The sequence below is a fragment of the Salibacterium aidingense DSM 18341 genome, assembly GCF_000429685.1.
Classification (GTDB): Bacteria; Bacillota; Bacilli; order Bacillales; family Marinococcaceae; genus Salibacterium; species Salibacterium aidingense.
In genome coordinates this window covers 177770-195987 of sequence record NZ_AUCI01000002.1, presented here as the reverse complement: position 1 = coordinate 195987, position 18218 = coordinate 177770, and the positions used below count along the sequence as shown (strand labels likewise).

The window sequence follows — 18218 nt, the reverse complement described above, 5'->3', positions numbered from 1 at the left end:
CTTCTCTACTTTTTATAACGGCGTATGACTTTCTGTGTTTCATTCATATCTTTTATAAGCCGGTAAGGCTTACTAATGATGCGAATTGGCAATGAAAAGAAAAAATGGCTTAAATCTTCCCTGTATTCTTTGGTTATCCTGGAAGGTTTTGTGGCAATCCGTTTATAAATTTCGCCGTAAAATTCGTTCATAATGTCTACATCAATTTCAATCGCGCGGCTGCATTCCCGGCAGGTGATATTTGATATTTCGTCGTTAATGTATTGAATGACGTGAGGCACTTCTTCTTTGCATTGAATACAATAAAGATCCGCTTCCATTTCATGTGTTTTCAACCGAATCACCTCTTTCTCATGCATCAGAAGCCCCGCCACCCGAATGGAGCTGCTTTTTACTGCTCCTGAAGCTTACGGAGTCTCCAGATGGTGGATTCTTGTGTCTGTTCAATATCATTATACGTTAATATTTCCCCTTTCTGCACATCCTTAAGGACTTTTACATTCGCGTCCACCAGTCCGATAGGAAACGCATTCGTTTGATCTGCTTCCGTGCTGTTCATCAACGTGCCGTAGACACTGTAACCACCAATCCCATCCAAAAATTCTCCAGCCTTCAAATCTTTTTTCGCTGTGGCAATCGTTTCTCCCTGTCTGCCGTGGTGCGGAGCAATGGTAGCTTCATGATCAAAATAAGCACGGGCTATCGTTAACGGCGTTTCAAGACTGGTTAAGTGATAAGGCCGATATAAAGTGTAATGAGGTCCTGTCCCAAGTTTAACATATTGGAGTTCTTCATGAACTTCTTCATTGTGGGAAGTAATCACAGCAAAGACACCTGGAGCTACGCCCTGCACATATTCCACAATTTCTGTGGAACCCAGTTCCCCGCCATTTTCTTTTAACTGAAAGATATCTGCAAGTTCATTAACTGTCGCTTTAAACCCATGCATACCTGTCTTGTCCGGAGCAAAACCAGTAGCATTAGCTACCGCATTCATTTCTACCATCGTTTTTGTACCATCCTGGAAAGACGCCAGCATTTTAGGGCTGGCACCTTTTTCATGCGCCTCCTGTTCCGCGGTGGAAGGGTTGGCTTCCACGTTCAATGGATTATTTTTTCCTTTTCCAAGAGCAATGACTTCAAAACCAAGCGCGTCGGCGAAATCATACAATTCCATGACCGCCCCTGGTTCATCTCCTGCCGATCCTGTATAAACTACTCCGGCACTGTCCGCCAGCTTTTTAAGAATCGGGCCGACTGTCACATCTGCTTCTACATTGAGCATCACGATATGCTTTTGATGCAGTATCGCTTCCCAGGCGATGGAAGCTCCAACATTTGGTATTCCGGTTGCATCCACTACAACATCTACAGAAGGAAGGCCGGCCACTCGTTTTGCATCAGGGAAGGCGGTAACTTTTCCCAAATCGATGGCCTGCTCGGCAGCTTTTTCGTTTTCGGCCTGAATGATATTTTCTTCGGAAATGCCGGCATTTTTATAGGCATTTACCACGTTTTCAATAGCAATATCTGCGGTGGCGACCACCTTCATTCCTTTCATGCCTTCGATCTGGGAAATCATGCCGCGTCCCATCTGCCCTGCTCCAATTAACCCTACTTTAATAAACTTTCCTTCATCCTGCAGCTGTTGAAGTTTTCTGTTCATTCCAAGCATAGCTGGTCCCTCCTCTAGTTGGTTTTACGAAACTGTAGAATCGAATTTGTCGTAATATCCTTATTGATACCGCTTTCTAAACAAATGGTACCGGGCATGTCGGATTCGTTTTCCCCATTAAACTGAAGTGTTGCATGCCCTAGATCATTCATTGTTTCGTTGACTTTCCTGCCGACAAAAAGAATCTTGTAGGCCGTTCCGTCAATGACAAATTCATCTCCTGCTTCAATATTGTCTGAAATTTTTTTTCCATTGTGGACGACAGCAATTTCCTTCAGGTCCGCCGTCGCTGTTTCATTAAACAAAATAAGAATGTCGTCTTCCAGCATTAATTCAACTTCTGGACCGATCGTGGTTACATCTGCTTGAAAATATGCTGCCATTTCTACTCAGCCTCCATATGATGATTTAATCCTCCACCAGTTCTTGAGCCGTACGGTCGTCAATGACGAGAACATTGAGATAACCGCCCTTTAATGCGGCTTCGATACTTTCCAGTTTATATAAACTTTCCACAATTCCTATGACTTTTGGAATCTTCTTTAAATCGGGCAGATCTAAACCTATGACTCTGTGATTTAAGGGATGATCTACTTCTTCGCCTACAGCATCAAAAAATTTTGAGCTGATATCTCCCACAACTCCTGCTTTTCTTAAGGAATGGAGATCTTCTGTCTGGAGGTAGCCGATTTCTTCCATGGTTGAATTCTTAAATGGGTCCCCCATTCCAACGACCGCAACATCTACCTCTTTTCCCTGCTCCAGCACATAAGCTACATCCTTGGAGTGAATGAGCCGGTCTTTTAAATCTTCGGATTCTACAATCGCCGGTGCATACAAATAGGAGCATGTTGCGTTCATTTTTTGTGCCAGATTAAATGCTAATGAATTGGAATGAATATTGACATGAGAGCGTCCCATGCCGCCGACAAGCGGAACAATGTGAACGTTATCCCTGCGTTCATAAGGATATTCCTCTATCAAAGCTGCGAGGGTGGTTCCCCACGATAATCCCAAGTTTTTATTTTCATTTAACTGCCTGGACAAATAAGAGGCCCCGACTTTACCTAGAAACCTTTTTGTCATCTCCGGTGTAAATCCACTCGTGGATAACACAATTGCTTCATCGAGACCAAATTGTTTTTCTAATTTTTGTTCAAGGTCTACGGTATGGGCATTTTCATCTTTAATATATACTTCTACGATCCCATCTTCTTTTGCTTTGTGAAGCAATTTTGAAATGACCGGCCGGGATACGTTCATTTTTTTTGCAATTTGAGCCTGAGTCCAACCATCGAAATAATATAAATTCGCTACTTTGACAATTTGGCGGCGTTCTTCCCAACTGAGCATAGCAATCCCCTTTGCTGACAATATTTACGATTTTCATTATACCATTCCCTGTAAGAACTGGAAATTCAGTGATGAATCCCCTTTCCAAGCCAGGCATTCGCAGCTTCATAGAGATTTTCCAATAAAGTCGGATGAGGATGTACCATAGAGGCCAGTTCTTCGACTGTACCTTCCAAATGCATGTAAGCGGCAGGTTCTCCGATCATTTCCGTAACATGAGGGCCAACCATTACTACACCCAGTATTTCACCATGCTTCTGCTCTGCTATGATTTTAGTAAATCCTTCCGATTCTCCCATGGCCATCGCTTTGCCGCTGCCCTGAAAAGGAATGGTTTCCGTTTTATAATGACAGCCGGAAGCCTCCGCCTGTTTCTCTGTCATGCCGACAGCAGCAATTTCGGGAAACGTATAGATACACCGGGGAATGAGCGCTGTGTGCATCGAAGGTTTCAGGCCGCAGATATGTTCGACAGCGGTCACTCCTTCTGCACTTGCAGCATGAGCCAGTTTCCAGCCGCCGCTTGCAAGATCACCAATTGTATAAATCCCGGGGACGTTTGTTTCCATGTTTTCATTGACCCGAACAAATCCATTGTCATACTGCACCGACGTTTGCGCGAGAGCAGAGGTGTTTGGCTTCCGGCCAGCTGTAACGAGCACCTCATCGGCTGCTATTTCAAGCTTTGTTCCTCCCCTGTCGGTGTATGCCGCTGTAACCAAACCGTTTTCAGCGGATTGAATTTCTTCCAGTGCTGCTTTTGTTTCAATAGTCACCCCCAGTTTTTCCAGTGAGCGGCGCAGAACTGCTGCGGCATCAGCATCTTCTTCCACGAGGATCTCATCTTTCATTTCAATGATGGTTACATCCACATGCAGGCTTGCAAACAGGCAGGCATATTCCACCCCTACAATGCCTCCGCCTACAATTAACAGAGAAGCCGGAAGCTCTTTTTTTTCAAATATACTGTCACTGGTAAAGTGAGCTGTTTCCTTCAGTCCTTTTACGGGCGGGACGAGCGGAGTGGTTCCTGTTGCCGCAATGACACTGGCAGCCTGCAATTGCTGTGCTCCGTTCTCCGTTTCTATCATCACTTCTTTTTTATCGTTCACCCGGCCCCGGCCCTGAATGACATCAATGTTTCCATTTTTCATTAAGCCTTTAATCCCGCTTTCCAGCTGGGTAACTACTTTTTCTTTTCGCCGGAGCATCTGCGGATAGGAAAAGGAGATGTCTCCGGTTTGTACTCCCCATTCGGCAGCCGTTTCAACCTGCTGCAGAATTTCAGCGTGCTGCAGCATCGTTTTTGATGGAATACAGCCGCGGTGCAGGCAGGTCCCCCCTAGCTGTCGGTCTTCTACTACGGCTGTGCGTTTGCCTTCTTTACTGGCCCTCAGGGCAGCAGCATAGCCTCCTGGACCGCTGCCAATAATGATAATGTCGTATGTTTTCATGCTGCCTCCTCCTTACATCAACAATTCATAGGGAGCTTCAATTAATTGTTTTACATCACTTAAAAATGCGGCTGCCGGAGCTCCATCCACAATTCGGTGATCGAAAGATAAACTGAATGTCGTCTTTGGACGAAATACGACATTCCCGTTTTCTTCTGCCGGCGTTTCTTTCATCTGCCCCACGCCGAGAATGGCCGCTTCCGGCTGATTGATAATCGGTGTGAATCCATCAACCGCATACATCCCGAGATTGCTGATCGTAAACGTACCGCCTTGCATCTGTTCCGGCTGCAAACGCTGATTTCTTGCATTTTCAGCAAGCTGCTTGCTTGCCTGCACGAGGGCTGTCAAGCCTTTCTCTCCGGCCCGGGGAACCACCGGCACGACAAGTCCTTGTTCCGTAGCCACGGCCAGCCCCACGTTAATTTCTTTGTGCAGAAGAATTTCCTGCTGATCGGCAGACAATGATGCATTTAAATAAGGATGACGCTTTAATGCCTCCGCCACTGCTTTCATCATAATTTCAGTGTAGGACAGTTTATAGCCGGTTTCCTCCACTATCTTATCCTGGAGCTGACTTCGCAGCCGGATCGCTTCCGTCATGTCAACTTCAGAATACAACGTAACATGCGGAACCGTCGATGCACTCTCTGCCATGCGGTCCGCAACAATTTTTCGTATTCCCTTCACTGGAATCCGACCGGGTTCAGCTCCCGTGGTTTTTTGTCCGGATCCGGTCAGATCTTTTGCATAAATTTTGCTGCCGGGGCCGCTGCCTTCTACGGTATTTAGATCCAGGTTCTGTTCTTCCGCCCGCTTTCGGGCAAGCGGTGTCGCCTTTGGCTTTTCTCCTGCGGCCTGCACGTAATCATACACATCCTGCTGATGGATACGCTGTTTCGGACCGCTGCCTTCCATATCAGAAAGAAGTACTCCATTCTCTTTTGCAACACGCCGAGCTGCGGGGGTCGCCCGAATCTGTCCGTTCGCATCTGCCGTAGCGGGGACCGTATCAGCATATTCCTTCGGCTCTTCTTCCTGGGAGGTCTCTTCCGGGGCTGGTTCTTCTGGCGCCGTCTCTGGTACTTCTTCCTCCTCTTCCCCAATATAGCCTACAATGGTATTTACCGGGACCACATCATCCACGTCATAATATTTTTTCAGCAGTACACCTTCTTCATAAGCTTCTACCTCAATATTGATTTTGTCGCTCATCACCTCAAATACCGGCTCGCCCATTTCCACCGGATCGCCTTCTTTTTTCATCCATTGCAGGATGGTGCCGGTTTCCATCGTACTGCTTAATTTAGGCATAAATATTTCTTTCGCCACAGGCTCACCTCCTTACGCTCGCTGCAGCGATTCTCTGCACGCCTGAACCAAATCTTCTGTCTGCGGTGTCATCGCTTTTTCCAGCTCCGGGTTATATGGCACCGGTACCGGGGAAGCCCCTAACCGCTTCACAGGCGCATCAAGAAAATCGAACGCTTCGCTTTCCGTAATCATGCTTGCAATTTCCCCGCCGTATCCTCCCCGCTTCACGGCTTCGTGGGCTATGATTACACGGTTTGTTTTGATCACAGATTGTACAATCGTCTCTTCATCCAGCGGTACAATCGAACGCGGGTCAATCACTTCGACACTGATTCCCTCTTCAGCTAGCACCTCTGCCGCCTCCAGAGCTCTGTGCACCATCACCGATGTCGCTACAATAGTGACCTCCGTTCCTTCTCGTTTAATATCAGCCTGACCAAGCGGCAGACTGTACATTTTTTCCGGTACATCCTCACTGCTTGTCTTATAAAGAAGCTTATGTTCATAAAAAATCACCGGATTCGGATCATCGATTGCTGCTTTCAATAATCCTTTCGCATCATAGGCAGTGGAAGGCTGGACAACTTTTAGCCCTGGTATATGAGCGACCCAGGCTTCGAGGCTCTGTGAATGCTGGGCAGCTGCTCCAGTTCCCGATCCTGCCGGGGTCCGCAGTACCATTGGCACATTGCCTTTTCCACCGTACATGTAACGAAGTTTAGCCGCCTGGTTTGCCAACTGGTCCATCGCAATGGTGATAAAATCTGAAAACTGCAGTTCTACAATCGGCTGCATTCCGGTTAAAGCAGAACCGATAGCAGAACCTGTGATACCGGCTTCCGAAATAGGGGTGTTGCGGACACGCTCCGGCCCGAATTCTTCAATCATTCCACGGGTTACACCAAATGCGCCTCCGTATACTCCGATATCCTCCCCTAAGATAAACACGTTTTCATTTTCTCTCATTTCCTGGGACATACATTCCCGCAAAGCTTCGACATAAGTTAATTCCCGCATTGGATTCCCCTCCTTATCAGCCGCATCAGGCGTATACATCTTCCAATAACGTATCAAGACCGGGCTCCGGACTTTTTTCTGCATAGGTCACGGCATCTTCTACATCCTGTTTGGCTTCTTTTCGCAGTTTTTCTGCTTCTTCTTCTGTCAAAAGTCCTTCCTGTATTAATAAATCCCGGTACCGCTTAATACCGTCCTTTTCTTTCCAAAACTGTTCTTCTTCCCGTGTGCGGTATTTTCTAGCGTCAGATTTTGAGTGACCTTTCCAGCGGTAAGTCTTGGCTTCAATTAAAACCGGGCCTTTGCCTTCCCTGGCATGTTCTACCGCTTTATGGGTTTCATTCATCACTTCAATGAGATTATTTCCATCGACGATTACACCAGGAATTCCGTAGGAAGAGGCCCGTTCGGCAATGTCTTCAATATTGACCATTTCCTTTACCGAACCGGACATTCCATACTGGTTATTTTCACAAATGAACACGACCGGCAGATCCCAGATGGAAGCTAAATTGAGAGACTCATGGAAACTTCCTTCATTCGCAGCCCCGTCTCCAAAGTAACTGAGGATGACATCGTCTTTATTTTTCATTTTTGCCGTCAGAGCTGCTCCGGCAGCCAGCGGAATCCCCCCACCGACAATACCATTGGCTCCAAGATTTCCTTTTTCGACATCAGCAATATGCATGGAGCCGCCTTTGCCTTTGCAATAACCGGTGGAACGGCCGAATAATTCTGCCATCATCCGGTTGATGTCAGCTCCTTTGGCAATACAATGACCATGGCCGCGGTGGGTGCTCGTTATCTTATCGTCTTCCTGTATTACTGCGCATGGTCCCGTCGCGGTCGGCTCCTGTCCGACACATAAATGGGTGGTGCCATGAATCATCCCTTTAGCAAAGAATTCATCCACTTTTTCATCAAAATAACGGATCGTCCACATTTCCTTTAACAGTCCAATCAAATCATCCTTTGATTTCTCTGGAAGCAGTTCGACTGATGTAAGCATTCTGCACCTCCATTACAATTGTTCTTTTTTATAACTTTTGTAATTATATTAATAATTTAAACGATTGATGTCAATCGTTTATTATTTTTGTTCTTATTTGTGACATATGTAATATTAAAAACAAAAAAAGGAAGAGAGAGGGCTGCCCTAACAGAGCGGCACCTTCTCTTTTACCCTTTCTCGTCTTGCTGGAGCACCCTCGTTTAATATAGTCCAAAACTGGCAAAATAGGCGATAACGACGGCAGCCGGACCAGTGATTAAACGGGAAAAAAGAACAGCCGGTATACCAACCTCGACAGTTTCCGGTTCGGCTTCACCCAGGGTAAGGCCAACCGGTATAAAGTCCATGCCAACCTGCGGATTAATCGCAAACAAAGCTGGTAGCGCCATTTGTGGAGGGATATTTCCATTACCGATCTCCACTCCGATTAGCACCCCGACAACCTGGGCAATTACAGCCCCGGGAGCAAGAATTGGAGAAATAAGTGGTATCGCGCCTAAGAGGGATAAAATCAACATACCGACCAAGGTGCCCGCGAGTGGTGAAACATAATTTGCGATCAAATCTCCAATTCCCGTATAATTTATAATTCCAATCAGCATACTGACAAATGCCATAAACGGGAGGATATTTTTAATGACAGTATCAATGGTTTCCCGTCCGGACTGGAAAAAGATGCTGACAACATTACCAATTTTGTTTCCTAGCGTATCAATAAACTTTCCTATTTTACTTTTTTCTCCATTGCCATACCCCTGTTCTGCCACCTGTTCCTTTGCTGCTTCTTTTGTTACTTTCTCTGTATCCTGATGGGCGGATTCTTTACCTTCTATCTCCTCATTTGCTTCCTGCACACTTTCTTCCACCGATTCGCCCTCTGTATCCTCAATATTTTCCGTGCCAACCCCTGATACAAAGTTTGTTTCTTTAATAAATTTCATTAACGGACCGGACGGCGAGTTGCTGAACACATTCACGGTTAACACACCCATCCGCGGGTATACGCCGCTTCTGGCTGTACCGCCGCAGTTAATTACAGCGCAGACCATTTCTTCTTTTTCAACAGATTGTTCAAATCCATCCACTGCCACTGCGCCAGTCCGATCAGCAATTTCCCGGGCTACTGGATGAATACCTCCGCCCGTCACAGATACGACGTATTTCTTTTCCTCGTCAGGCTGAATAACTAACGGTCCCCCCCAGCCTGAAGAACCTTTGTGTACTTTTACTGCTTTATATTCACTCATTTGTTTAACCTCCTCGTCCTGATCCTGTTCATCCTTAAGAACTCGATTCAGCGGCTTCTATTTTACGTTTATTATTTCTGATCATGTAATTCGTCATTAGTTCCGTTATTACGCCCCGGAGAAGCATGACAGCTATACCTACAAGCAAGAACCTCATCGCAAGCGGGCCCTGAGAGAGTCCTAGATCAGATATTCCCGCGGCCACGCCTGTATATACGAACAATTCGGCAGCATTTGCATGAGGAAATAAACCTGTAATCGGGTGTACAAACGAAACAGCTGAATCGTAGAAAGCCGGCTTCTGCCGCTCCGGTAAAAACCGGCCGAATGTATAACACATTGGATTTGTTAAAAAGAAGACAGCCATGAATGGAAAAACGGTATAACGCAGCACAAAATATTTCGTACACTTTTGTGCAAATTTATTCACCCGTTCTTCTCCGATAAACTTAATCAACGCATTTACTGCTGTAATTAATACAATTAATAAAGGAATAATGTCGGTTACAAGGCCGGTAAATGTTTCCCCGCCTGCTTCAAACATACCGATGAAGCCTTCCGCTAATATAATTAAGAAATCCATGCTTCATTCCCCTCTCTTTTTTTATTCATTTCCCTTTCGATCATACTGATGGCATTTGTCAATGCATTGGTTTCTTTCACAGTCAACTTGTCCACTGATTTACTTTCCTCGAGGGTTAATCCAGTCAGCTGTTTCACATCCCTGAAGCGGGCGAAAACGGTTAATCCTTTCATTACTTTTGCTTCTGTAATCTCTCTGTCTTCATTACAAACCACCAGCATAACCGCACCATTTCCAAATTTTTTCTTAGAATAACCTGTTCCGAGATAACCTGCCTGTTTCCTGCTGAGCTCTTTTATTTTTGCATGGTAATGCTTTACCTGCAGATGCGTCAGCACAAACTGCAGCCCCCAAATGGCAGCAAATAAAATAAAAAACGTTCCCCACATAATTCCTCCTCCTTTTTACAATTGTATAATATCAAAACTTTTGTAAAGTATAATAAAACGCTTACATTAGTTTGTCAACCATTTTTAGAAAACTATAAAAATTACTCCTTTTCTTCGTCGTAATATTCGATTAATGCCTGTGCCATTTGATCGTCTGTGACAAGAACTTGTATACATCCTCCGGTCAACGCGGCATGGAGACTTTCCACTTTTTCCACCCCATCCGTAATGGCAATCACTTCGGGAATATTGTCCAAGTCCTCCAGAGTTAATGCGATTGTTCGTTTGTTTAACGGATGAGAAATGTCTTCCCCTTGAGCATTATAAAATTGGGAATTAATGTCTCCTGCCGCATCAGCTTTTTTCAAGGAATGGATATCTTCCTTTGCAAAGTATCCCATTTCCGCCATGGTAGACTGCGAAGAAGGAATACCCACCCCTACCACAGCTATATCCACCTCTCTGCCTTCTTCTATTACTTCAGCAATGTCTTTGGAATTCATCAATCGTTGTTTTAAATCATCCGTTTCCACCATTGCTGGCGCATGCAGGTAGGAAGATGTTGTATTTAGCTTTTGGGCAAGATGAAATGTTAAATGGTTGGAGTGAAGATGTACATAATTGCTTCCCATCCCGCCGATCATTGGAACCAGATGAACATTCTCCTGATTTTGGGAAGGAAATTCATCAATAAAAGAATACATAGACTTGCCCCAGGAGATCCCCATTTTAGTTATATGATCCAGCTTTTTCGCCACATAGGAAGCGGCTGCCTGGCCGATGCGCCGTTTAATGAGTTCGGCCCCGTGGTTAGCGGAAGCTACCACTACTGCATCTTTTAATCCATATTTTTTTTCTATTTTATTTTCAAGCTCCACCGTATGCAGCGTTTCGTCATTGATATAGATTTCTACGATGCCTGCTTCCTTTGCCTGATGCAGCATTTTCGAAATAATCGGCCGGGACAGCCCTACTTTTTTGGATATTTCACTCTGTGTCCAGCTCTCTAAGTAATATAATTTTGCTATTTTCACCATCTGACGTCGATCTTTCCAATCCACCGATAACCCCTCCAATTAACAATTGTTAATCATTTGATCATTTATATCATAGCAGGTAGATGCATTTTATTGAAACCACTTTCATTTTCAATTTTTAATACGTCTTTTACGAATCAAAATGAAAGCCCTTTATTGACGATTTAAGTATTCTGCGCTATGCTGATAATAATTAATTTACAAATGATTATATATAGAACTTTTGTAAAAGGAGTGGAGAGCATGAGTGAAACTTTTTCTACCCTCCACCGATCCGGACTCCACCAAAAGCTAGAGCATACTCCTTTTGACCTGCTTGTCATTGGCGGGGGGATCACTGGAAGCGGCATTGCCCTTGATGCTGCAACACGGGGTATGAAGACAGCACTGATAGAGCGGAAAGATTTTGCTTCCGGTACCAGCAGCCGTTCAGGAAAATTAATTCACGGGGGACTCAAATACCTTAAAAATTTTGAGTTTTCCATCGTAAGGGAAGTAGGAAGAGAACGAGATATTGTCTTCCATAACGCCAGGCATCTCGTTTATCCGATACACATGATGTTTCCCCTGATCAAAGGAGAGGCATTTAATCCATTTACATTAAAAATAGGTTTAAGTGTATACGATAGACTTGCTGGTGTAAAAAAAGAAGAACGGCATCAGCTATATTCCAAACAGGCAACGCTGGAAAAAGAACCGTTAATGAACAACACCACGATAAACGGCAGCGGGGAATATGTAGAATACCGTACGGACGACAGCCGTTTGACAATGGAAACAGCTAAAACGGCTTCGGAAAAGGGAGCAGTCCTTCTTAACTATGCAGAAATGACAGAATTTTCAATGGATGAAAAAGAGCGAATTACAGGGGTCACAGTAAAGGACCGCTTAACAGGGGAAGTATCTTCGATTCAAGCAGATCATGTAGTGAACGCAGGCGGTCCATGGGTGGACGAAATACGAAAAAAAGATCGTCCTATCTCAGGAAAGCATATGGTTCACGCCAAAGGTATTCATCTGGTATTTCCTTATAAAGCGGTTCCTGTTCACTCCTCCATTTATTTCCAACATAAAGGACGGATGATCGCTGTTATTCCAAGAGGAGATACCACCTATGTGGGCTCTACAGAATCGATCTACCACGAAGATATGGACGATATTCATGTCTATCAATCTGAATGCGATTACTTAATTGGATGCCTGCATGATATGTTCCCCTCCCTCTCTCTCAGCAGGGAAGACATCATCTCAAGCTGGGCCGGAGTACGTCCGTTAATCGGACATGATGACAGCGAACCTTCGGAATTATCACGTCATGATGAAATATTTGAATCGGAGGCCGGGCTTATTACCATCGCCGGGGGGAAACTGACCGGCTACCGCAAAATGGCGGAAAGAGTACTCGGTTATATAGCAGAAAAGAGAGCATTAAAATTATCCGCGTCCCAAACAGCACAAACCCCCTTAACCGGCGGACATTTTTCCTCGGAAGAAGAAATGTACACGTATGTGGAGCAGCTGCATAAAAATTATGATGGACTGCGTTTGTCCCGGGAGGAACTGGAAGAATTTCTGTTTCGTTATGGCTCTCATACCGAAACCCTGCTGCAGCAGATAGCAGCGTTAAAAGAGTCGTACTCTGATTTGGAAATTCGGAATACAGCGGGGGAAGCAGTATACACTGTATTGCATGAAATGACTGCCACTCTGGAAGACTTTTATGACCGCCGCACGAGCTATTTACTATTTCAGCCGGCCAAAGTCAAACGTACACTTGATGCTGTCAGTACTCACATGGGGGAAGTTCTGAACTGGGATTCGAACCGACTCAATAATGAAAGAAAAAGGATCCACTATCTTTTACAAAAAACGGTGACCTTTTTACAGCAATAAAACTTTTTCAAGAAAGGAGAGACTATCTTATGTACGCGGTGGCCTTGACAGACAAAGAAACACTAGAGTACAGGGAAATGGAGGTGCCCTCCGTAAAGCAGGATGAAATAATGCTGAAAGTGTATGCCATTGGTATTTGTGGTTCAGATCTGCGCATCTACAAATACGGAGACCCAAGAGTTGCCTTTCCTCGAGTGATTGGTCACGAAATAGCCGGGGAAATTATCGAAACCGGCCGTTCTGTTTCCCGCTTTCAGGCAGGAGACCGGGTCACTCTTGGGGCCCACCTTCCATGCGGGAACTGTGTGTACTGTCAAAAAAACATGGGCCATCACTGTGTTAAAGGACACTCCATCGGCTATCAGACAGATGGAGGATTTGCCGAATTTGTCGTGCTTCCCAGTGATTTTGTAAACCATGGTTCTATCCAGAAAATCGCCGATACAACCTCCTACGAGCAGGCCTGTTTGTCAGAACCTTTTTCCTGCGTATTAAGCGGTTTGAGAGAGATGCAGCCCAAAGCCGGAGATACTGTAGTGGTCTACGGAGCCGGAGCTATCGGCTGTATGTATATTGCCGCCTTAAGACGGATGGGGGCCCATAAAATTATAGCCGTGCAGCGTTCCGCTGCGAGACGCCGGAAAGCGGAGGAAATTGGTGCTGACCTCGTTATTAATCCGGAGAGCACAGATGCCGCTGCCCGTATTAAAGAAGAAACCGACAATCTTGGCGCTGACGCAGCTATCATTACAGCCCCTTCTGCGTATGTTCAGAATGAAGCATTGGATGTTGTAAAAAAAACCGGGACTCTTCTGCTTTTTGCGGGCATCAAAGGAGAAAAAGAGATGGTGTTTGATACAAATAAAATTATATACAAACAGTTAAAAGTAATAGGAACCCATGGGGCTCCTCGTGATCTTCATGTCGAAGCTGTCCACTGGATTGACCAGAAGCTCATTAACTTTGATTTTTTTGTAACGCATACCTTTCCATTATACGAAACCGATATTGCTTTCCGTACCGCCGGCAATAAAGAAGGACTGAAATGCATCGTCCAGCCTCAGCAGTCATAACAGCATCTCTTACAGCTAAGAAAACGGGCTCAGACCCCGTTCTCAATAAAAAAATCCGGTTTATCACAAAGTAGTGACAAACCGGGTTTTTACGTTAATCTGGAACTCCCAATGCGATTTTCGCGTAACGGGACATTTTGTCTTTACTCCACGGCGGATCCCATACGATATTGACATCAATATCATGAAGCTCGCCAAAGTCCTGTAGTTCACTCAGTGCCGATTTAATGTCGCTTACAATTGTTTCAGCAAGCGGACAACCCATCGCGGTTAAGGTCATCGTAATTTTCGCGTCTTTGTTATCATCGACATCCACTCCATAAACTAAGCCGAGATTCACGATGTCTATCCCAAGTTCCGGGTCCGTTACATTTTCAAGCTCTGCCATTACCCTCTCTTCGAGTTCCGTCATTTCCTCTGACATCCCATCACCTCCTTTTATCACTTATCCCTACTGTAACAAACATTCTTCTTTTTCAAAATTAATTTGTCTTCGTTGGTTGAACCCCTATCCGAATACCCTGTCCTTATAGTATACTAACTAATGCTGTATGACATGCATTTCACTTGCTTTCAGGAGGTCATGCATATAGAATCCTGTATGTTAGAAGGTTCATAGAAAAAGCAATGGAGGTACTATTTTAATGATGTGGCCAGCTCTCCTGCTTGGAATCGTTTGTCTTTCCATCCTTATTTTCTCTTATCAGCGCTGGATGCCGGTTTTCGGTGTAAAATGCGCTCCGCTTCCGGAAAAACCTGTCCCGGAAGGGACGGTTATTCTAGATATTCGTGATTATCAGGAAGCGGATCGATTTCCAGTGAAAGAAGCTTATACTCTCCCCTACCCCTATTTAAAACGGCATCTTCAGACCATCGATGCGGACCGTGTTTTTGTCGTTGCCCCGGATAAGGTCTCCAGAAACTTGAGCATCCGTCTTTTACAGAAACATGGCCGCACCGTGACAGGATTTGCTGTGGTTACCGGAAAGAATACAAATGCAGCCCCCATCAATGTTGATTGCAGTTAAATATAACCATGCGCTTCACCTAAGAAAAGCGGAAGGTAAGCGTATGGTTCTAAAATTTTTCAAATAACTTATCTTTAAGAAGAACGGAGTCTGGGAAAGCCTGCCCAGACTCCGTTCGTTTTGAGTTTTTCCTAAACTAAACCGCCTAACACGATGAACAGAGGATAAAAATTTGCGTCACTTTCTATACAAAAATCGGCATGAATTTGAAAATTTCTATTCTACTTTTCGCGCTTCCTTCGTATATATTGTATAGTACGCCGGCACAGCGGTGATTTTTTATAGAAAACGGAGGGCCAGCATGAATATCCTCACGGAACGCTATTCGATTCATCTGAAAGATCACACGGTCATTGAACCTTTCAGTCAACGGATAAAGGTCTATGCCCTGCCGCCCGTTACGGAGATGGAGGAGTTTCTTTTTTCATTAAAAAAACTTGCTTCTGATCAGCTTTGTGATAAACTGATTTTCTACGTGAAAGCGGAAGACAGACATCGTTTCACAAAGCAGCCATACGTTTGGGAAGGAAAGATTAAAGGGTTTTTTCAAGGGAAAGACGCCGATATTTATGCTTGGTTTCTTCAACCGGATAGATACCGGGATGTAGATGTTAAAAAAGAACAGAAAGTCTTGAAAGATGTATTAACGATACCAGAAAAAGCAGGCAGATCAAATCTGCCCGCTTTCTATTCTATGCGGCACCCTGCAGAAGCAGATGCGGAAGAGATGGCGCAATTGTATCGATCTGTATTCAAAACCTACCCCACTCCTATGCATGATCCGTCCTTTATTCGTGATGTGATGAAAGAACAGGTTTTCTTTACCGTAGTGGAATACCAAGGTTCTATCGTCAGCGCTTGTTCTTCCGATGTACTGGTTCCCTTTCAATGCGCGGAGATGAGCGATTGCGCCACCCACCCCTCCCACCGCAACCAGGGGCTTTTGAGCTATCAATTTTCCTACCTTATTCAACTGATGCAGCAGAAAGGCTTGTGGACGTTGTTTTCCTACTCCCGCTCGCTTTCTTTAGGGATGAACTTGGTCAACGTTTACCACGGTTTTCGATACGGGGGGAAAATGATCCGTAACAGTAATATTTCCGGGCAGCTGGAGTCCATGAATGTCTGGTATAAACAACTTCGTTTATCCTGACTATACCCATTGAAATTTCTGGCCCCAGCTTTCGCGGGCAAGACGTTCGATTTCTTCCACTTTTTCATCTTCTACCGCAAACGCGTCCCCCTGCTCGTATGGATTATAATGAAAAGCATACAACCTCGATACAAATTCATGAAAAGGAAGGGACGATTCCCCTTCTTTTTCGCCATGTCCTCGCACGCTGGGTTCAATTCCCTGGCCCCAGTTTTGGGAACTATCGTTATTCGGATTATAAAAATATACCCGGTACGTATCGTCTGGATCATAGGCAATCCGCTGTATGGTTATGGCATGAAACCCTAGAAAATTTCCATACACGGTCGTCACGCAAATTCCTACCGGATTAGGGTAAATCAACTCGTGTCCTTCGTTATACTCTCGATGATGAGTCGCGTAAAACAGGCGGACGAACCCTCTATAATCGACTACATTCTGGGTGTTATGCTGAAAAACTTTGCTGAATCCTTTCGCAATCCAATCCCCGTAAAAGGCCGGATTCACCCATTTATGCGGATCATCCCCCCGGAATTGAACCCTGCGCACCATGTCTGCGTAAATTCTGTCCAGATGGGGAACCAATACCAGCGATACGGGGTCTAATTCCTTATGGAGTTCCGGTGCCAGACCCCCCGGCAGATTTTCGGAATGGATTGGTGCTCCTTCGAATGTCATATCTATATCGCCATCCCGTGCAGCTCTTGGAATCAGCTCAAGCAGATACCCTGGATCATGGATCGCCCATAAACTGAGGGCCCGGGCACTTTGACAGGTAGGATTCAGTCCCTGACCGATCCCAAGCGGCTGCCCCAGCACACTGATCACGCCGGCTGTCAGTACGTCATTAGCGGTCAGCCCTTCCTGCTCACTGCTTGTAGCTTCCATTAATGTTTTCCGCACATCCTGCTTGATATCCAGTTCTATTAAGCGCCGCAGTCCCGGCAGCACCGGCGGCTGGGATAACACACCACGTTCCAGCATACGGGCAAGGCCGTACAGGGACTGTCTCGTCGGAAGGTGGATAGCCACCTTTATCAATTCCTGCACGGTTTCGAAATGCTCTTCCAGGTTGGAATATCCTTTATTGCTTAATCCAAGCGCTTTCTGCAATGTTTTTATCTCGCCGTTTCGGTTTAAAAAACGAACGAGGGCCACGTGATACGGAGATACCAGTCCCGTCTCCCGCATGGATTCTCCAAATGCAGCAGCCTCTTCGCTCCTTTCATTTTTGTCCAGATCCTGAAGCTGTTTCCGGTACCCGCTGACATGGTCATGTTCTTTCGACCGGGCTGTGACCGTCGAAATGGCTTGGTGGAACCGTTCAATTTCCTGCCTGTCTTTTTCCTCTACATCTTCATGCAGCAGCTGTTCCGCTTTACGGATCATCAGGCGGATCCGTTCCGTCATAATGGGCCGCTGGACCATCAATCGTTTAATTTCATCAATTAAGGTACTTGAAATGGACTGCAGCGACAATTCGTCCACCATCAAGGAAAACAGCCGCTGCGCCCGCTCTGTTTCTTTTCCCTGCTGCTGTTGTTCCGCTTCCTCTCCACTTTCTTCCGGAAAAATAAAATCAAGATTATTTGCCATTACTTCATTTAGATACTTTTTGGCGTCCCGGGCACTTACTTCCGGATGGGTGTGTTTTTCTTTTGCCAGGGCGATCATCCGCAGCTCACTTAACAAGGCCACAATCGACTCCAGACCATCGACCCGGAGCGATCCATTCACGAGAGCCGGCTGCAGTTTAGAAGGATCCTCCCACGGCCCTCCTTCAAACACCCCTGCTTCATGAAATTGAGGAGCATAGTCATATAATTTTTGGATGCCTTCCCTTGATTCTGCCAGTTTTTTAGCGACCTGAAAAAAGTGATTCTGATACATGTCTTTGGCATAAGGTGCAGCCTGATTCAAGGTTTCAAACGCTTCCTGAAGCGTAGCGTCTTCTCCGCCGGTATTCATTTGAACCGCCATATTTATCACC

At 45.4% G+C, this 18218-nt stretch carries 18 protein-coding genes; 4 read left to right on the top strand and 14 right to left on the bottom strand.

The window, feature by feature from the left end; all coding sequences use genetic code 11:
* Positions 1–5 precede the first annotated feature (5 nt).
* From G475_RS0103150 to G475_RS0103095, 12 genes are all read right to left on the bottom strand, one after another.
* Positions 6–359, bottom strand: coding sequence for a bh protein (locus tag G475_RS0103150; protein WP_233275723.1), 354 nt, complete (start codon positions 357–359; stop codon positions 6–8).
* Between the two features lie 32 nt (positions 360–391).
* On the bottom strand, positions 392–1675 hold the full coding sequence (locus tag G475_RS0103145) for an NAD(P)H-dependent oxidoreductase (protein ID WP_026700022.1): 1284 nt from the start codon (positions 1673–1675) through the stop codon (positions 392–394).
* A gap of 14 nt (positions 1676–1689) precedes the next feature.
* A complete protein-coding gene (locus G475_RS0103140; RefSeq protein WP_026700021.1) occupies positions 1690–2058 on the bottom strand; it encodes a PTS glucitol/sorbitol transporter subunit IIA in 369 nt (122 codons plus the stop codon).
* A 25-nt stretch (positions 2059–2083) separates the two neighbouring features.
* Positions 2084–3028 carry a sugar-binding transcriptional regulator gene (locus tag G475_RS0103135; RefSeq protein ID WP_026700020.1) on the bottom strand — a complete coding sequence of 315 codons (945 nt, stop codon included), beginning with the start codon at positions 3026–3028 and terminating at the stop codon, positions 2084–2086.
* A gap of 65 nt (positions 3029–3093) precedes the next feature.
* On the bottom strand, positions 3094–4482 hold the full coding sequence (gene lpdA, locus G475_RS0103130; RefSeq protein WP_026700019.1) for a dihydrolipoyl dehydrogenase: 1389 nt from the start codon (positions 4480–4482) through the stop codon (positions 3094–3096).
* 12 nt (positions 4483–4494) lie between these two features.
* Positions 4495–5814, bottom strand: coding sequence for a dihydrolipoamide acetyltransferase family protein (locus G475_RS0103125; RefSeq protein WP_026700018.1), 1320 nt, complete (start codon positions 5812–5814; stop codon positions 4495–4497).
* Positions 5815–5826: 12 nt separating this feature from the next.
* A complete protein-coding gene (locus tag G475_RS0103120) occupies positions 5827–6813 on the bottom strand; it encodes an alpha-ketoacid dehydrogenase subunit beta (RefSeq protein WP_026700017.1) in 987 nt (328 codons plus the stop codon).
* Between the two features lie 25 nt (positions 6814–6838).
* Positions 6839–7822 carry a thiamine pyrophosphate-dependent dehydrogenase E1 component subunit alpha gene (locus G475_RS0103115; RefSeq protein WP_026700016.1) on the bottom strand — a complete coding sequence of 328 codons (984 nt, stop codon included), beginning with the start codon at positions 7820–7822 and terminating at the stop codon, positions 6839–6841.
* A 203-nt stretch (positions 7823–8025) separates the two neighbouring features.
* The gene (gene srlE / locus G475_RS0103110; protein WP_026700015.1) at positions 8026–9072 is read right to left on the bottom strand and encodes a PTS glucitol/sorbitol transporter subunit IIB; all 1047 of its coding nucleotides are present in this window, start codon (positions 9070–9072) and stop codon (positions 8026–8028) included.
* Positions 9073–9106: 34 nt separating this feature from the next.
* Positions 9107–9655 carry a PTS glucitol/sorbitol transporter subunit IIC gene (gene srlA / locus G475_RS0103105; protein WP_026700014.1) on the bottom strand — a complete coding sequence of 183 codons (549 nt, stop codon included), beginning with the start codon at positions 9653–9655 and terminating at the stop codon, positions 9107–9109.
* Entirely contained in the window at positions 9643–10044 is a 402-nt protein-coding gene (locus G475_RS0103100) for a transcriptional regulator GutM (protein ID WP_026700013.1), read from the bottom strand. Before G475_RS0103100 ends, srlA begins: the two co-directional genes overlap by 13 nt.
* A gap of 101 nt (positions 10045–10145) precedes the next feature.
* Positions 10146–11105 (bottom strand): sugar-binding transcriptional regulator, encoded by a 960-nt coding sequence (locus tag G475_RS0103095; RefSeq protein WP_026700012.1) that lies wholly within the window; start codon positions 11103–11105, stop codon positions 10146–10148.
* A gap of 219 nt (positions 11106–11324) precedes the next feature.
* Between G475_RS0103095 and G475_RS0103090 the strand changes: the two genes are divergently transcribed.
* Positions 11325–12974, top strand: coding sequence for a glycerol-3-phosphate dehydrogenase/oxidase (locus G475_RS0103090; RefSeq protein WP_026700011.1), 1650 nt, complete (start codon positions 11325–11327; stop codon positions 12972–12974).
* A gap of 29 nt (positions 12975–13003) precedes the next feature.
* On the top strand, positions 13004–14047 hold the full coding sequence (locus G475_RS0103085; RefSeq protein WP_026700010.1) for a zinc-dependent alcohol dehydrogenase: 1044 nt from the start codon (positions 13004–13006) through the stop codon (positions 14045–14047).
* 94 nt (positions 14048–14141) lie between these two features.
* On the opposite strand, the gene G475_RS0103080 is transcribed toward G475_RS0103085, so the two are convergent.
* Positions 14142–14471, bottom strand: a complete 330-nt coding sequence (locus G475_RS0103080) for a metal-sulfur cluster assembly factor (RefSeq protein WP_233275722.1) — start codon at positions 14469–14471, stop codon at positions 14142–14144.
* A gap of 220 nt (positions 14472–14691) precedes the next feature.
* Between G475_RS0103080 and G475_RS0103075 the strand changes: the two genes are divergently transcribed.
* Both G475_RS0103075 and ablB read left to right on the top strand, forming a co-directional pair.
* Positions 14692–15075 carry a hypothetical protein gene (locus G475_RS0103075; protein ID WP_026700008.1) on the top strand — a complete coding sequence of 128 codons (384 nt, stop codon included), beginning with the start codon at positions 14692–14694 and terminating at the stop codon, positions 15073–15075.
* A gap of 301 nt (positions 15076–15376) precedes the next feature.
* Complete coding sequence (ablB, locus tag G475_RS0103070; RefSeq protein ID WP_026700007.1) at positions 15377–16228, top strand: putative beta-lysine N-acetyltransferase; 852 nt, start codon at positions 15377–15379, stop codon at positions 16226–16228.
* Here ablB and G475_RS0103065 read toward each other — a convergent pair whose 3' ends face one another.
* Entirely contained in the window at positions 16229–18208 is a 1980-nt protein-coding gene (locus G475_RS0103065) for a DUF4670 domain-containing protein (protein ID WP_026700006.1), read from the bottom strand.
* Positions 18209–18218: the final 10 nt, after the last annotated feature.

What these genes read in the sequence shown, in the direction of transcription:
- G475_RS0103150 (WP_233275723.1), bottom strand. Translation starts at nt 359, where the DNA reads ATGCATGAGAAAGAGGTGATTCGGTTGAAAACACATGAAATGGAAGCG.
- G475_RS0103145 (WP_026700022.1), bottom strand. Translation starts at nt 1,675, where the DNA reads ATGCTTGGAATGAACAGAAAACTTCAACAGCTGCAGGATGAAGGAAAG.
- G475_RS0103140 (WP_026700021.1), bottom strand. Translation starts at nt 2,058, where the DNA reads ATGGCAGCATATTTTCAAGCAGATGTAACCACGATCGGTCCAGAAGTT.
- G475_RS0103135 (WP_026700020.1), bottom strand. Translation starts at nt 3,028, where the DNA reads ATGCTCAGTTGGGAAGAACGCCGCCAAATTGTCAAAGTAGCGAATTTA.
- lpdA (WP_026700019.1), bottom strand. Translation starts at nt 4,482, where the DNA reads ATGAAAACATACGACATTATCATTATTGGCAGCGGTCCAGGAGGCTAT.
- G475_RS0103120 (WP_026700017.1), bottom strand. Translation starts at nt 6,813, where the DNA reads ATGCGGGAATTAACTTATGTCGAAGCTTTGCGGGAATGTATGTCCCAG.
- G475_RS0103115 (WP_026700016.1), bottom strand. Translation starts at nt 7,822, where the DNA reads ATGCTTACATCAGTCGAACTGCTTCCAGAGAAATCAAAGGATGATTTG.
- srlE (WP_026700015.1), bottom strand. Translation starts at nt 9,072, where the DNA reads ATGAGTGAATATAAAGCAGTAAAAGTACACAAAGGTTCTTCAGGCTGG.
- srlA (WP_026700014.1), bottom strand. Translation starts at nt 9,655, where the DNA reads ATGGATTTCTTAATTATATTAGCGGAAGGCTTCATCGGTATGTTTGAA.
- G475_RS0103100 (WP_026700013.1), bottom strand. Translation starts at nt 10,044, where the DNA reads ATGTGGGGAACGTTTTTTATTTTATTTGCTGCCATTTGGGGGCTGCAG.
- G475_RS0103090 (WP_026700011.1), top strand. Translation starts at nt 11,325, where the DNA reads ATGAGTGAAACTTTTTCTACCCTCCACCGATCCGGACTCCACCAAAAG.
- G475_RS0103085 (WP_026700010.1), top strand. Translation starts at nt 13,004, where the DNA reads ATGTACGCGGTGGCCTTGACAGACAAAGAAACACTAGAGTACAGGGAA.
- G475_RS0103080 (WP_233275722.1), bottom strand. Translation starts at nt 14,471, where the DNA reads ATGTCAGAGGAAATGACGGAACTCGAAGAGAGGGTAATGGCAGAGCTT.
- G475_RS0103075 (WP_026700008.1), top strand. Translation starts at nt 14,692, where the DNA reads ATGATGTGGCCAGCTCTCCTGCTTGGAATCGTTTGTCTTTCCATCCTT.
- ablB (WP_026700007.1), top strand. Translation starts at nt 15,377, where the DNA reads ATGAATATCCTCACGGAACGCTATTCGATTCATCTGAAAGATCACACG.
- G475_RS0103065 (WP_026700006.1), bottom strand. Translation starts at nt 18,208, where the DNA reads ATGGCGGTTCAAATGAATACCGGCGGAGAAGACGCTACGCTTCAGGAA.